The organism is Paenibacillus sp. Y412MC10, from assembly GCF_000024685.1.
In the GTDB taxonomy this organism is placed as follows: domain Bacteria; phylum Bacillota; class Bacilli; order Paenibacillales; family Paenibacillaceae; genus Paenibacillus_AQ; species Paenibacillus_AQ lautus_A.
Window position 1 is genome coordinate 462,264 of sequence record NC_013406.1, and the last position, 14,912, is coordinate 477,175.

At 49.7% G+C, this 14,912-nt stretch carries 10 protein-coding genes and 2 pseudogenes; 7 read left to right on the forward strand and 5 right to left on the reverse strand.

The annotated features are described in order from the left end of the window. Positions 1–572: 572 nt before the first annotated feature. The 6 genes and pseudogenes from GYMC10_RS01970 to GYMC10_RS01990 all read left to right on the forward strand — a co-directional run bounded on the left by GYMC10_RS01970 (position 573) and on the right by GYMC10_RS01990 (position 9,608). Positions 573–5,675: an AAA family ATPase gene (locus GYMC10_RS01970; RefSeq protein ID WP_012818600.1), complete on the forward strand. Its 5,103-nt coding sequence runs from the start codon at positions 573–575 to the stop codon at positions 5,673–5,675. Next, entirely contained in the window at positions 5,654–6,307 is a 654-nt protein-coding gene (locus GYMC10_RS01975) for a response regulator (protein ID WP_012818601.1), read from the forward strand. The genes GYMC10_RS01970 and GYMC10_RS01975 overlap by 22 nt, the downstream gene beginning before the upstream one ends. A 238-nt stretch (positions 6,308–6,545) precedes the next feature. Beyond that, positions 6,546–7,001 (forward strand): annotated as a pseudogene (locus GYMC10_RS32825) (ATP-binding cassette domain-containing protein); the annotation flags it as partial. A gap of 510 nt (positions 7,002–7,511) precedes the next feature. Further along, positions 7,512–7,874 (forward strand): annotated as a pseudogene (locus GYMC10_RS32830) (LytTR family DNA-binding domain-containing protein); the annotation flags it as partial. A 163-nt stretch (positions 7,875–8,037) separates the two neighbouring features. Then, a complete protein-coding gene (locus GYMC10_RS01985; protein ID WP_012818603.1) occupies positions 8,038–8,886 on the forward strand; it encodes an ABC transporter ATP-binding protein in 849 nt (282 codons plus the stop codon). Continuing rightward, a complete protein-coding gene (locus tag GYMC10_RS01990; protein WP_012818604.1) occupies positions 8,883–9,608 on the forward strand; it encodes an ABC transporter permease in 726 nt (241 codons plus the stop codon). The genes GYMC10_RS01985 and GYMC10_RS01990 overlap by 4 nt, the downstream gene beginning before the upstream one ends. A 94-nt stretch (positions 9,609–9,702) precedes the next feature. Here GYMC10_RS01990 and GYMC10_RS01995 read toward each other — a convergent pair whose 3' ends face one another. Continuing rightward, on the reverse strand, positions 9,703–10,179 hold the full coding sequence (locus GYMC10_RS01995) for a hypothetical protein (RefSeq protein WP_012818605.1): 477 nt from the start codon (positions 10,177–10,179) through the stop codon (positions 9,703–9,705). A 159-nt stretch (positions 10,180–10,338) separates the two neighbouring features. Continuing rightward, entirely contained in the window at positions 10,339–11,694 is a 1,356-nt protein-coding gene (locus GYMC10_RS02000; protein ID WP_012818606.1) for a sodium-dependent transporter, read from the reverse strand. Positions 11,695–12,021: 327 nt separating this feature from the next. Between GYMC10_RS02000 and GYMC10_RS02005 the strand changes: the two genes are divergently transcribed. Continuing rightward, positions 12,022–12,249, forward strand: a complete 228-nt coding sequence (locus GYMC10_RS02005) for a DUF896 domain-containing protein (RefSeq protein ID WP_012818607.1) — start codon at positions 12,022–12,024, stop codon at positions 12,247–12,249. A 121-nt stretch (positions 12,250–12,370) separates the two neighbouring features. On the opposite strand, the gene GYMC10_RS02010 is transcribed toward GYMC10_RS02005, so the two are convergent. Genes GYMC10_RS02010 through GYMC10_RS02015 form a run of 3 tightly spaced genes read right to left on the reverse strand, consistent with a single transcriptional unit; the run spans position 12,371 to position 14,715 of the window. Next, complete coding sequence (locus tag GYMC10_RS02010; RefSeq protein WP_012818608.1) at positions 12,371–13,666, reverse strand: glycosyltransferase family 2 protein; 1,296 nt, start codon at positions 13,664–13,666, stop codon at positions 12,371–12,373. Beyond that, complete coding sequence (locus tag GYMC10_RS32395; RefSeq protein ID WP_012818609.1) at positions 13,659–13,802, reverse strand: hypothetical protein; 144 nt, start codon at positions 13,800–13,802, stop codon at positions 13,659–13,661. The genes GYMC10_RS02010 and GYMC10_RS32395 overlap by 8 nt, the downstream gene beginning before the upstream one ends. Before the next feature lie 37 nt (positions 13,803–13,839). After that, complete coding sequence (locus tag GYMC10_RS02015; protein ID WP_012818610.1) at positions 13,840–14,715, reverse strand: GGDEF domain-containing protein; 876 nt, start codon at positions 14,713–14,715, stop codon at positions 13,840–13,842. Positions 14,716–14,912 lie beyond the last annotated feature (197 nt).

Consider the following 14,912-nt stretch of genomic DNA (forward strand, 5'->3'; position numbering starts at 1 on the left):
TCTGTGAAGTAAGGTCATATCCGTTCATGAGGTGATGTATGTCCATTAATCTGAAAATAGAAGACGTTTGTATTCAGCTAGGAATTGACATTCATAAATTCAACTTGGAGAACCCTGAAATCAAGACCGAACCCGAAGTCCCCTACCCAGGTTACCCTCATCAACCGTCACCGCGATTTGGCAAACCCCTGTCATTACCTAAAATCTGATCGATGTCATATGACAATTTAATGACACCACTCACTATTTGTCGAGCTGCCCTTCTATTATATTAAATATGTTCGGTACAACAACGACGATCGTCATGAATAGGCAGTGCTTGTTGCAGATGTTTCACAACGTCGATACGTACGGCAAGCCATGAGAACAGACCGCCAAAGGGGAAGGTCTGTTTTCCCCATTCGTTCTGTCGAAGATTGCGGAACCGAGCCTACTGCATATCTGAAGAAAAGAAAAACCGCGAGCTTTTTGCGATTGATATAGCGCGGCAATGACGAATGCTATAATAGCCTTAATTAATTAGCCTGCGATCATTAAACACGCTGTTACATATAATCAGGGAGTGGAACTTTATGTTTGAAATGCCAGGATATCAAACATTGGACGTAATCCATACTAATGGAGACATTCAACTCTTTAGACTTTCGCGTTCTATCGACGGTTTGCGCGTCTTAGCCAAGACAACACGCGATGCAGGTCCGGAATCGGCCATGGTGGCTGCTTTTCGATACGAGTATGACGTATTGAAGAAGCTGGATGGCCGTGGAGCCTTGGAAGCGTACAGTTTGGAGATGATCGCAGATCGGCCGGTTCTTCTCCTGAAAGAAATGGCCGGGGTTACATTGGAACAGCTGCTGCGGGCATATTCTGACGTTCCGGAACTTCCGGATCTCCTGCGCATGGCTGTTGCCATAACCGATTGTCTTATTCGGATTCATCGAGAGAATATGACGCTGAACGAAATCACGCCCTCTCATCTGATGGTCAATCCCCGCACCTATGAAGTGAAGCTGATCGATATCCGTATGTGTTCAACCGAAGCGGGCAAAAGCCCGTTGTCTTCCTTAAGCCGGCCGGATGCGTTTCTTCCTTATATATCGCCTGAACAGACACGCAGAACGGGAATGACGCCGGATTACCGATCCGATTTTTATTCTCTCGGGATCATATTATACGAGTGGTTGTCCGGTACTTTACCCTTTGAACATATCGACCCTGTAAATACGGTATACCGCCATCTTGCCGGCACCCCTGAGCCTCTGCACCGCAAATTCCCATTCATCCCCAAAATAGTGTCCGATATTATACAGAAATGCATGGAGAAGATGCCCGACGATAGGTATATCAGCGCATTCGGTATTCAAACGGACCTTGAGGAGTGTTTCAATCGGCTTCAGGTTACAGGCGAGGTGGAACCATTCCGACTTGGAAGCCGGGATATACCGGAACGATGGGTGGAATCGGCCCAATTCTACGGACGGCAAGCCGAGCTGCAGATGCTGCAGGATGCAGTGCGGAGGGCGGCTAGCGGGTCTGTTGTGCTGGTTGGCGTTAGCGGAACGGAGGGGATAGGAAAAACTTCTTTTCTCATGGAAGCTCTGGAACAGGCTGCATCTATGGACTATTTCTTCATCAGGGGCAAGTTCGGCACCCATCAGACGGCTCAGCCTTACGATATTTGGATTCAGGTGATCCGTAAACTGATTCGTCAACTGCTGACCGAGGGCACACTGCAGGCCGAAGTATGGAAGCTGCGGATTCTTCAAGCGGTTGAGGATTACGGGAAAATTCTGATTGAACGGGTTCCCGAGCTGGAATTGCTGATAGGCCAACAGCCGCCTGTTCAACCGCTGCCGCCCGTGGAAGCCCAGGAACGGTTTCATCTGATCATGAACCGATTTATCCAGTTGTTCCTTCGTCCGAACTGTCCCCTGGTTCTATTTCTTGACGATCTTCAATGGGCGGACGAAGCATCTCTTCGATATCTGGAATTTCTTCTGGACGACAGAGCAACCAAGCATCTGCTGGTTGCATTGGCTTACCGTGATCAAGATGCAGACCCGATCCGTCGATTAGAAAACCGTTTGACTCATGATCGTATAATACGGAATCGTATCGACCTGCAGCCGCTTGCCTTGGAGGATATAAACCAGCTGTTAAAGGATGTCATGCGTCATAAAGATGGCGATGTAGAGGAGCTGGCTGTTGCCTTGCTTAGGAAGACAGACGGCAACCCCTTCTTTCTCAAGCAGTTTCTTGGAGATTTAATTGCCCATGGCCATGTGTTCTTTGATGCATCGAGCAAAAGCTGGTCATGGGATTTGCCGTTTATTGCCGAAATGAACATTCCCGATAATGCGGTCTCCTATCTGACGGATCGATTGCAGGTAATGCCACCATCCACAAAGATTGTGGTCGGCTATGCTTCATTTCTCGGAAGCCGATTTGATCTGGAAACCCTCTCCATTATATCCGGGCTCCACATAACGAAACTGGCGAAGGAACTGGAGATGGCAGAAAGGATGTCATTGGTGCAGCTCATCAACGACGGTAGCCGAAGCTCCTATAAATTTCAACACGACCGCATCCAGCAGGTGGCTTACACGCTTGTTCCGGAAGAAAAACGCTCGGAATTGCATTGGAGCATCGGCTTGCTCTTCCTTGACCGAATGAATCTCGGTCAGGGAGATGGTACGGAGGCTTTATTTGAAGCTGTTAATCATATGAATCTTGCTGTGGAGCGGAACCGTCAACCTGAACAGAGAACAAGGATGGCGGAGCTGAATCTTAGGGCAGGCTTGAAGGCAAAAGAATCGACCGCCTACGAGACTGCTCTGCGATATATGCGCCTTGCAACGGTTTATTTGGAGGCGGACGGGGATAACTGGGGGACAAATTATGGGCTCGCTTTTCAGGCTAACCGGGAACGAGCGGAATTGGAATATTTATGTGCCCATTTCCAGCTCGCCCACGACTTGTTCCAATCTTTGATGGAGAAGGCGGTTACCCCTTTGGACAAAGCATCGGTTTGTGTACTGAAGATGCATCTGAAGGCAAGTCAGGACCATTATGGGGAAGTGATCTCGTTAGGTCAAGATGCCTTAAGGCTGCTGCAAGTTGATTTTCCGTCTGATTTCGGTTCATTCGGATTGACTCTCCAGTGGTTACGGCTAAAGCGGAAATTAGGCAAGTATTCGATGAAAGAACTGGATCAATTGCCTCCCATGACGGATGCGTCCCGGCAGCTGGCCATATCCGCGTTGGTCCATATGAGCAATGCCTCGTTCTATGTCAATCGGAAGGGATGGCTTTCTTATACTCTAACGATCGTCGATATGACGTTGCGTTACGGCATGACCCCGGAGGCCTCCATCGGGTTTATGGGCTACGCCCTGTTCATGTATTATCGCTTTCGTCATGAAGAGGCATTTAAATGGGGAATGCTCGCATATCGCTTATCGAAACCATATCCGCAGCTGCATGTGAGAACGCTGACCGCATTTACTTTGTGCTCCGATAGTTGGCGGCGATACGACCCGGCTCTGCTCGGGGTATTTACCGAGAAGGCAGGCAAGATCGGGTTAGAATCCGGCGACTTGTGGCAAGGAAATCAAAGCGTGCTGATCAATTGTGGTTCCCTCTTACAGTTTGGTCATCCGTTAGGTGAGATATATGACCGGCTAATCGCAAGCTCAGGGAATATCTTAAGACATCATAATCATCTTCATTCCAAGCAGCTTAAAGTATTTATTGCGCTTCTCATTCGGTTGACGGGCGTTCGATCACCTGACGATCCCTTCGATACCGGGCAGATTACGGATGCGGAGTTTGCCGAGTCGGTTCACGGGGATTCATTCCATGTGATTGAAGAGTTAGTATGCATTTATCGATATTTGCCGGGGTATCTGTTTGGCGAGTATCGGGAAGCGAATGAAGCGTTAGCGAGGTCAGCCGTTATCTTGGAAAAGCGGAAAACGGCCGGTGATCCGATTCTTCAATACTATTACGAGTCGCTTGTATGGGCACAGCTTTACGAAGAAGCGCCGATGGAAGTGCAGAACGATTATATGGGGAAATTGCGCAAGCGGCTAAGCAAAATGAAAGAATACGCCATTCGCTGCCCAGAAAATTATCAGCATAAATATTTGTTGATGAAAGCGGAGATATTTCGGTTGATGCGGAGGAACCGTCAAGCCGAGGAGTTATACGAGCAATCGATAGAGGCTGCCCGCCAATATGGACATATTCACGATATGGCGATGGCGGCGGAGTGTTACGGCAAATATGGCTTGCGTCAAGGCAAGCCGCGTCTGGCCAGAATATATATGACCGAGGCTTATGAAGCTTACGTGCAGTGGGGGGCTTTGGCGAAGGCTGCGGTCCTTAAGCAGGAGCACCCTCATCTGCTGCAATTGAGGCCCGAGTCTGGATTGGAACGCGTGGATACGCTCTCGGTCATGATGTCCGCACAGGCTTTATCGGGTGAAATGGAGATGAGCCGGCTGTTGGATTCGCTGATGCGGATTATGCTGCACAATGCGGGCGCGGAGTATGGGGCGGTTATTTTCGATGATGAAGGTAAATGGACAATTGAGGCTTGGGGCACATCAGCGGATATCCGGATCGAGTCCGTGCTGTTGGGGGAGGAATCCGAAATCGTACCTGCCCCCATTGTCGGTTATGCAGCCAGAACGCAAGAGGTCATTGTTCTCCATGACGCGTCTAATGAAGGAATGTTTGTACGCAATACGTATGTCAGGAACAAAGGGTTAAAATCGGTGCTGTGTCTACCGATTATCCATCAGAATCAACTGACTTGCGTTCTATATATGGAGAATAAATTATCGCGCAGCATATTTACGCCCCAGCGGCTCGATATATTGAAATTGCTAGGCTCTCAATGCGCAATTTCGATCAAAAATGCCAAGCTGTATACCGGGATTCAATATTTGAAGGAAAATCTGGAGCTTCAAGTGGAAGAGCGAACGCGAAGTCTGGAGCGATCGATGAGGGAAACATCGGCCGCGCAGGCTGAGGCCTCTGTCTATGAGGAACGGAATCGTATCGCGCAAGAGATTCATGATATTGTTGGGCATACGCTTACTTCGACGATTCTGCAGATTGAAGCAGGCAAAAGGCTGCTTCATAAGGATATGCAAGCCGGAGTTCAGCGGCTGAACGAGGCACAAGATTTGGTGCGCCACAGTCTCAATGAAATCCGGGGCTCGGTACACATGTTAAGGGAGGACAAGTATGTCCATCTTCCCAATATGCTTCAGGAGTTAATCCGGGATACGGAGCGAAACGCTGGAGTTACTATCCATGCGTCTATCCATGATCTGCCCGAATGGTTGTCTACAGCATGTAAGAAGACGATCTATCATGCGCTGCAGGAGGGATTAACTAACGGAATACGACATGGTGGAAGCAAGGTGTTCCATTTTAATCTGATGTTCGTGGGGTCGGAGCTTGAGTTCAGGCTTCAAGACCAAGGTATCGGGGCTCGCACAATCGTTAATGGTTTTGGACTGAAAACAATGAGAGAACGCGTTGAACAATTGGGAGGCAGCTTGACGGTGGATTCCCGACCCGGTCAAGGTTGTCTGCTTCGGATTAATTTGCCTTACCAAAAGCAATGGATTGGGGAAAAGGAATGGAAAAAATCACGATTGTAGTGGCTGACGACCAGCTGTTAACACGCGAAGGGCTACGGACGATACTGGATCTGGAAGACGACATGGAGGTTGTAGGGGTAGCCAAGAACGGGGAAGAAGCTTGTGAATTGGCGGATGTCCTCCAACCCAGACTTGTACTGCTCGATATTCAAATGCCCGTCATGGATGGAATCCAAGCGCTGAAGCATATAAAACAGAGCCATCCGGATATCTTTATTCTTATTTTGACTACGTTCATTGAGACGGATTACATCGTAGAAGGAATGGCGCACGGAGCGAACGGATACATGTTAAAGGATATGGATGCGGATAAAATGATTGCATCGATTCGGGATACGATTGCGGGACAGTTCATTCTTCCTGCTCCGGTTGCTGCTAAATTGGCGGCAAGAATGAGCAGAATGTCAGAAGGGCATTCTGGTATGCTAAGAAATCGGTTGGATCGAATCCGGTTGACCGAAAGGGAAGAAGAACTGGCAAGACTGATGGTCCAAGGGTTGAACAACCGGGAAATCGCAGATATGCTGCATATTGCGGAAGGCACAGCCCGTAATTACATTAGCAATCTCTATAGTAAATTGGAGGTTGTCGATCGGGCACAGGCTATCGTCCGGCTTCAGGCGATGTTGTGAACGGGTGCGACGAAATACTAACTGCTAATTGATTTTAATGCTCAATATGTAAAAATAAGTAATTCGGACTTCTTTAATTAGAAGTCCTTTTTTTGTTTCATTTATGGTTATCCCTTGTCATTATTTCTCGGGAAATAGCATCTGCTAGCGAATGATCCGAAATAAATAGTAGTTTCATCCAAATCATTCCATTAAAATAGGACTGTTGAATCAACAATCTAGGGGGATACAAAATCAGATGAGCGCAGTACAGCTACGACACGTGCAGAAGACATCCGGCAGTACCGTATTAATTCCACACATCAACCTTGAGGTGAGCGCAGGTCAATGCGTTGCCATTCAATGCAATCACGAATTCGGACATCAATTGCTGCTAGCCATGATCGGGCAGACGCCGATATCGGAGGGCTCCATCTGGATTCTGGGAGAGGCGCTGACACCGGAACATACACGGAATATTAGAGAAAAAATAGGGATTCAGCTGTTATCGGATGCGGCATACGAGCGTCTGAAGGTTCGTGAATTTCTCCATTTTTATGCTCGTCTCTATGAGACGAAGCCGGACATGGAGCTGTTAATGCAGCGCTTAGGACTAGCAGAGAAGCAAAACAGCCGGGTGTTGCAGTTGACAACTTCGGAATTGCGCCGATTGTCCATCGCACGTGCACTCGTACATAATCCGCCGGTTTTGCTCATGGAAGACCCGGAGCAAAATGTCGATCTTGAGACAAGTTATATCATTCGTAATCTGATACCGGCTCTGATAGAGGAAGGCAAAGCGATCGTCATCACGACCATGGTGCTGGAACAGGCCATATCGATGACCAATGATGTGTATTTATATAGCCATGCCGGGTTTAAAAAGCTGGAAACGGCGGAAGAAGAGTTGGACCCCATTAGCGATAGAGATGGAGATGGAGATAGAGAGCCATTCCATTCAATTGAGGTAGAGGATCAGGGAAGACTATATACAGCAGCTGATTCCAGGATTGAAAATATAATGCCCGCTGAGGCTGCTGCGGAGACTGTAACTCAAGAAACAGAAGCACAGGCTCCGTTGACTGCGCCTAAGACCGCAACAGAAACGGAATCCGCCGAGGCTAAGCCGAAATCCGCCAAGCTAAGCGCTTTCCCTGATCAATCGCAATCTTCCGAAACCTTTGACGAAGCCGGGGCAGGAGGACAACCGGTCCCCGCGGGAGCTCAAGTGCCGGCCTTCGTCCAGCCCGTACGCTTCGAGAAGATTCCGGCCAAGGTGGGGGACAAGCTGATTCTGTTTGATCCGACAGAAATTGATTATATCGAGAGCCATGAAGGCGTCGCGAATCTCCATGTTCTCCAAGGGATCTATGCCTGCTCCATGTCGTTAAGCGATCTGGAAGGGAGGCTCAAGGGGTTCGGCTTCTATCGCTGTCACCGCTCGTACCTGGTGAATCTGCAGAAGGTCCGTGAAGTCATCACATGGACACGGAACAGCTACAGTTTAATTCTGGACGACCATTCCAAGAGCTCCATCCCGTTATCCAAAGGCAAATACGATGAGCTAAAAAAGATCATTGGCATTTGATTTGCGTTGCATTCATCCGAATGTTTGCTCCGTTCAAGGCTGATATCGCAGGTTTCGATAGCGGATATACTCCTTTCATCCCTATTATAATGCGGCGTTTTCGACGTTACCTTAACATGAAGGGTGTAAGGCGACAACGACAACCTGAAGGGATGGATCAAACGTGCAACCAATCATTGAAGTCGATCAGCTGCTGAAAGCGTTCGGAAACAAGAGTGCGTTACAGCATATACAATTTAATGTTCATCAAGGCGAAATATTCGGATTCCTGGGTCCAAGCGGATCGGGCAAAACAACGACGGTGAAGATCCTGACTTCCCAATTGCTGCCAACCTCCGGCACCGTGAAGGTGTTCGGTCAACCTATAAATAAAATGAACGATTCCAGCCATAAGCGCCGGATCGGCATACTGACCGATAACAGCGCATTATATGAGAGACTCACCATTCAAGACAATCTGGAACTGTTCTGCAGGCTGTATGACGTGGAATCGAAACGGATTGCCGAGGTGCTGGAAGAGGTTAATCTGGCCAATGATCGTCAGACGATGGTGAAAAAGCTCTCCAAAGGGATGAAACAGCGAGTGATGCTGGCACGTGCTATTCTTCACAAGCCGGATCTGCTATTCCTGGACGAGCCGACGTCAGCGTTGGACCCGGTTAACACCCTTCATATTCATGAGGGCCTGCGGAAATTGAATCGGGAAGGAACCACCATTTTTCTGACGACCCACAATATGATGGAAGCGGAGAGCCTGTGTGATCGCGTGGCCTTTATCCATGATGGCGTGATCAAAGCGATCGATACCCCGCAGCAGCTGCGGCTGGCGCATGCCGATCAATCGATGACGGTTCTGGTGAAGGGCGAGGGCAAGCGGGTGCTGCAGCAGAATGAAGAGAGCGCGCAGCGCATCGGACAATGGATGCTGGAAGGCAGGCTGTTATCGATCCATTCCAATGAACCGACGTTAGGCGATATTTTCGTAAAAATGACTGGGAGGGAATTGCAATGACATTTTCCATGAAGAGACTGCAAGCCATCATAAACAAAGAGTGGAAAGATAGTATCCGCAACCCGCAAATCCTGTTGATGATGGGAATGCCGATCATGTTTGCCTTCCTGTTCAGCAAGATGGGGAGCGGCGGGACAAAGGGCGATGACATGATGATCCTGAGCTTCCCGATTTTGCTGGCCTTATCGATGACAGGCGCATTCGTGCTGGCGATGATGGTGGCGGAAGAGAAGGAAAAGCATACCCTGCGCGTATTGATGCTCTCGCCTGCGAGCACAACCGAGATTCTGATGGGCAAAAGCTTCCTCACCTTCGTATTGACCCTGATCGCGGTGATCGCTTCGGTGGCCGTTTCGGAGGTGCCGGAGGTCAACTGGGGAATTCCGTCCCTGCTGATTCTCGTCTCGCTCGTCATGTTCATTGCGCTTGGTTTAATCATCGGCTTGATGTCACGTACCGTACAGGAGTCCTCCATTATCGGTTTGCCGGTACTGATTATCTTCGTTATGGGCCCGATGTTCGCTCCCATGTTAGGCAATGAATGGATCATGAGCATCGTGGATTACTTGCCTACGCAGAAGTTTATCGATGTGATGGGCAGCGTCAGCCAAGGTGCCGCTATCAGCGAAATGACCCAAGATCTGCTGATTTGTGCAGGATGGACGGTCATCTCCATCGTTGCAGCTACCGCGGTGTACAGCCGTAAACGGTTCGATCGATAGCATTGCTGTCGTCGGTACCGGCCATTAGGTTCAATAAAAAAAGGTCTTTCCCAAAGCGAACCGGGGAAGACCTTCTTGCCTTTTAAACTTCGCCTCAACCGGATCCGGCGACCGCAATGCCGCTGAAGGAGACCGGTCCGCTGAGCAGCAGTGAATTTTCGCCGGCTGAGACTATATAGAGAGTATAACGGATCAATCCTTGGTTAACGACTGCGGTGGGAGGGAAATCACCGGTCGTCAGGGAGATGGGAAACATATTGAACGAGAGGTTCCCGGGATCGACGACCTGCTCGTAAATGATCGTTCCGGAACCCGGCGTTCCGCTACCGTCGCGTTCAATCAATAGAGTCATGGAGGAAGGCGCTGCCTCGGTTGTGGCCGGACGTAACAAGGATACCGTGCCGGACAGCCATACGCGCACGTCCGTGACGTTGACCGTTCCAAGCGCCGGGATGGTTTGAAGTCCGATATCTCCGATAAGGAGCGGCTCGGAAATATCGATGGGTTCACTGTCGCTGGCCCGCATCGGCATATGGACGGATAGACGCATGTCCAACAATTGAATCGGCATGGAGAGAAAACACCTCCTTTTAGGATAGTATATGGTCCGCTTCATGGAAGGTGTGCCAATCTGTAAGTGTCCGGTCCATCTCCGGCCGTCCGGTGGCCAAGTCCATAGAAAAGGCAGCCTCCTGGGCCGGGAAGGGCCAAGGGGCTGCCGAAAGCATGATTATTCGAATGTGATAAGCCCCGTGGTATGAAGCAGCACCAGAAATACGAGAACCGGCGCAATATAACGGAGCATGAACAGCCATACCCGGAACCAGCCTGCTTTCAGACCAGCGGCATCAGCGGCCTTCTTCCAGAAGTATCCCGCAAAGAGGGTGGTGATCAGGCCCCCGATCGGAAGCAGGATGTTGGATGTGATGAAATCCAGCCAATCAAAGAAATTTTTGCCGCCGATATCGGTAAGTCCTGGCACGATGCCGAATGACAACGCGGAGGGTAAGCCGACCAGCAGAACCAGTGCGCTGATAACCACAACGGCTTTGGTGCGTCCCCAATGCCAGCGGTCCATGACATACGAGGTCGGAACCTCCAGCAAGGAGACCGCGGAGGTTAAAGCGGCGATGGCTAGAAGGATGAAGAACAATCCTCCGAAAAAAGCACCCAGCGGCATGGCCGAGAAGGCAGCCGGCAAGGCAATGAAGACAAGGGAAGGGCCGGCATTCGGCTCGATCCCGAACGAAGCGGTTGTCGGGAATATGATAAGCCCGGCAATAAATGCATAGATCAGGTCGCCTGCGCCGATGGCGAGGGTAGCCGGACCAAGGGATTGCCGCTTATCGACATAAGCCCCGTAGGTCAACAGAATCCCCATCCCAAGCGAGAGGGAGAAGAAGGCATGTCCTAGCGCGACGAGTGCCGCTTCCGGGCTCAGCTTCGAGAAGTCAGGATTCAAGAAGAACGATACCCCTGCTCCGGCCCCTGGCAAGGTTACAGCACGGATCATTAACACAATTAACAGAATGATCAGTCCCGGGATCAGGACCTTGTTGAATTTTTCGATTCCGCCGGAGATGCCTTTAGCCACTACCCAACCTGTGATCGCAATAGCGACAATTTGCCAAATGATCGGCATGTAGCCTTCCGTAAACGCGGTGAATTGACCGCCGAAATCGGTGTTGCTGTACAGATTGCCGCTAAACGACATGACGGCATAATGAAGCGTCCAGCCTGCCACAATGACATAGAAGGTCAGGATGAGAAACGGCGCGATAACCTGGAGCAATCCAAGCTGTCCAAAGACTTTCGGTCCGCCCGCTTTAACGAAGGAAGTCGCGGCACTCCCGCGGCCGGCTCGTCCGATGGCAAGCTCCGCCAGCAGAACGGGCAAACCGATCACGATGAGACAGATAATGAAGAGCAGGAAGAAAGCTGCGCCGCCGTGTTCTCCCGTAATGTACGGGAACTTCCACATGTTTCCGAGGCCGACAGAGCTCCCGATCGCGGCCAGGATGAATCCAGCAGAGGAAAAACGATCGTTTTTTCCCGGTGAAGCTGGGTTGTTAAGCTGAGATTTCATAGATGTTCCCCCAGTTGTTTAAAGTTAAGTTCCTCTATTATATTTCATGTTCTGCCAGAAAGGCATAAGCAATTTTTCCTAAGGGATGAAGACCTGCATTTGTATTATGCTGCGAACACCAAGTTTTCAATACTAACATTAACCACGATTTGTAAATAATTAAACCTTAAACACCAAGTTTAAGGAAAGGAAGGGACTTTCGATAGGAAAATAATCACAAATGCGTCTGACGGAAATGAAGGTTGGCAGGGGTTGACAAATACCTTAAAATAATATATCTTTATATTAAGATAAATAAACAAACAAATAACGGAAAAGAGGGATATCATGATCCAAAGCTTAACCCGGATTAACGAATTGGCACAAAAACAGCGGGAAGGAGTGCTCACTGCTGCGGAAAGAGCCGAACAGCAAGTTTTGCGCACGGAATACCTGCGCGAAATTCGCGGACAGGTGCTGAGCACCTTTTCGGGATTAAGCATCGTGGATCCCGCCGGTAATGACGTGACGCCTGAGAAACTTCGCAATGAGCAAAAGAACTGGAAAATCGAATAGCCATGACGATGTAAATGCTTTTACACAGCATGGTGAACATAGTGGAACAAGAAGAAGGATCGCCATGACATGGCGATCCTTCTTCTTTTATTTTTCTAACACCAAATACGAATGACTCCCTCTATCCAAACCGCTCCGTCTTATACCACTTGGATTCCCTGCCCGTAATCTTGTCCACGATCATGGAGTAGAACGCCTTGATGGAGATGACGAGGAACAGCTGAGCGTAGGTGAAGTACGACACGCAGGATAGAATGAAGTTGCGCGTGGTGCTTTGGCCGATGTCCGTTGCGAGCGCCAGGTTAATCTGCAGGACGTAGATGTAATACATTAAGGCCCAGGCAATGACGAGATACATGTAGACATCCCCTTCAAACCGGAAAGGGGAGACGACGGCCGGATTAAACAGCGCGATGATCTGATACACGATATTGGCGACAAATATAATATCCGAGATGATGATGGCAATCATAAACCAGAAGTAACTGGCCGCGTAATACAGCACATGCAGCTTAATCCGCCAGCTGCTCCGGTCGAACAGATGCTGAATATTATCCGCGACGACGCTGTAGTTGCCTTTGGCCCAGCGTTCGCGCTGCTTCATGTACACCTTCAGATCCTCGGGCTCCTGCTGATAAGCTTCGGCTTGGGGGGCCAGGGCAATCAACTGCCCTCTCGTCAGGATCTCGAACGAAATCGCGGTATCTTCGGTAATCGCATGCTCGTCCCATCCGCCGATGTCCTGAATGAGCGCGGTTTTCACGATAAAGTTCGTGCCGGGAATGGTGCCCAGCTTAAACAGCTGCCATAACCCGGTATGATGCACGCGCTGAATGGTCACCAGCTCCAGATTGATGCAGCGGGACAGGAAATTCTGCCCGCGGTTTCGGGCCTTGTTGCGTCCGAAGACGGCCCCGTAGCGTTCGGGCTGCTCCATCGCCTTCTGCGTGAGGAACAACAGCGCATTTTTCTCGGGAGCGGCGTCGGCGTCGTAGACACAGATCCATTCGCCGGTTGCCTGCTTGAGCGCGTCATTCAAAGCGCCCGATTTGCCGCCGGTTCCCGTTCTCTCCAGGATCAGAAAGTCGCGGTCCCGGTAACGCTCATTCGCTTTCAGCGCTTGTAACCGCTCGGCCGTATGATCCTTGCAATTGTCGGCGATGACAATCAGCTGCATTTTGTGGTGAGGGTAATTCATCTGCAAAATGTGCTCGACAGTTGCCTGGATGACCATTTCCTCATTGTGCGCGGGCACCATGACCGTCACGGTGGGATAATCCTCCAAATTGCCGGGATTCACCAGCTTCTGCCGGCTTTGTTTATGAATGAACACGATGGCGCCGGCCATGATAATAATCGACTCCAGTACGGCAATCCATATGCTGATGATGGAGATAACAAGGAAAAAGTCAGTCACTGAACTTCCCCCGATCGTACTTTCGTTTGATTTTCGAACGGAAGCTTAAGGTTGCGATCGTCAGGATCATGATGGCGATGGAGAACACGATGCTGACCCCGATGCATAGAGGGATAAACCAATGGGTATACGACATCGGCTGCAAGCCTCCTTTTTCAAGGATGATAACTTCGTTAAATATATTCACCGATGAGGTCGGTCTCGGTATTACGTTCTAAAGCGGAGATGACATCATCGATATGTTCGTATCGGCTGAACTGCTCTTTCTGGAATACGAGGCCGCCGGCTCGGACCACTAGCTTGAGGGACATGCCTTTTTTATCCCGGAAGGGAACGTTCATCATGGCGACTTTGATGCGGTCCATGAGGCTTTTGAGGTATTCCGGCTTGGTGAGCGGACATAGAATGATAAACCGCCCTTCGCCGATGGAGAACTTATAGTCCTCGTAACGGATCTGCTTCTGAATCGTATTGGACAATTCCACAATCAGCCTGGCAAAGCGGTGGGAGCCGACGTTTTCTCTGGTCAGGGGGAGGAAATCGAGCTTGAACATCATAATGCAGAATCCGTATTGATCGGAATACCGGTTTGCCAGATTTGCTTGTTTCACCAGCGTGCTTTCAAAAGCCTCCTTGCTGCCGAGCGAGGTATCGATGTCGATGTCCGGGTTGGTTTTCCTCAGTTGCTCGAGACGGCGGATAAATCTTCGGCTTCGCACGAGGGCCAGCTTAATGAAGACGGCAATGGCGGTATTGGCGGGCAGCAGCAAAATCCAGGACAGCGTAAGCGCGTGGATCGGAGCCAGCGTGGACAACCAGACGAAATACGTGACCAAATACACAAAAACGGCAACCGTCGAAACGCCGACCGGCAAAAAGAACCCGATAAGTAAAGCGGCCAGCGATCCGGCGCTAAACATAAATTCCATGAAAGTAAAACTTTGGTTTACATGGATGTGCCAAAATAATAACGCCTGCTGGACGATGGCAAGAGCAATCAGCAGAAAATAACCGAATTCGACGCGACGTAAAGGGGTGGATTTTTTCATGTGTTTCCCTACTTTCTAAGCTCTTAAACCTTTTACGTTTGTGGTGAGGTCATCCCATATGTTATTTAAAAATTACCCAAATGTCGATAGATTTATCGTACCTTGTCCACAATGTTCATATTGGATCGCGAACGCAGCGTTCGTTGACCCTCAAACTCTCCGATAAACTGCCCCTTTTAGAGATCGGGATCTATAGG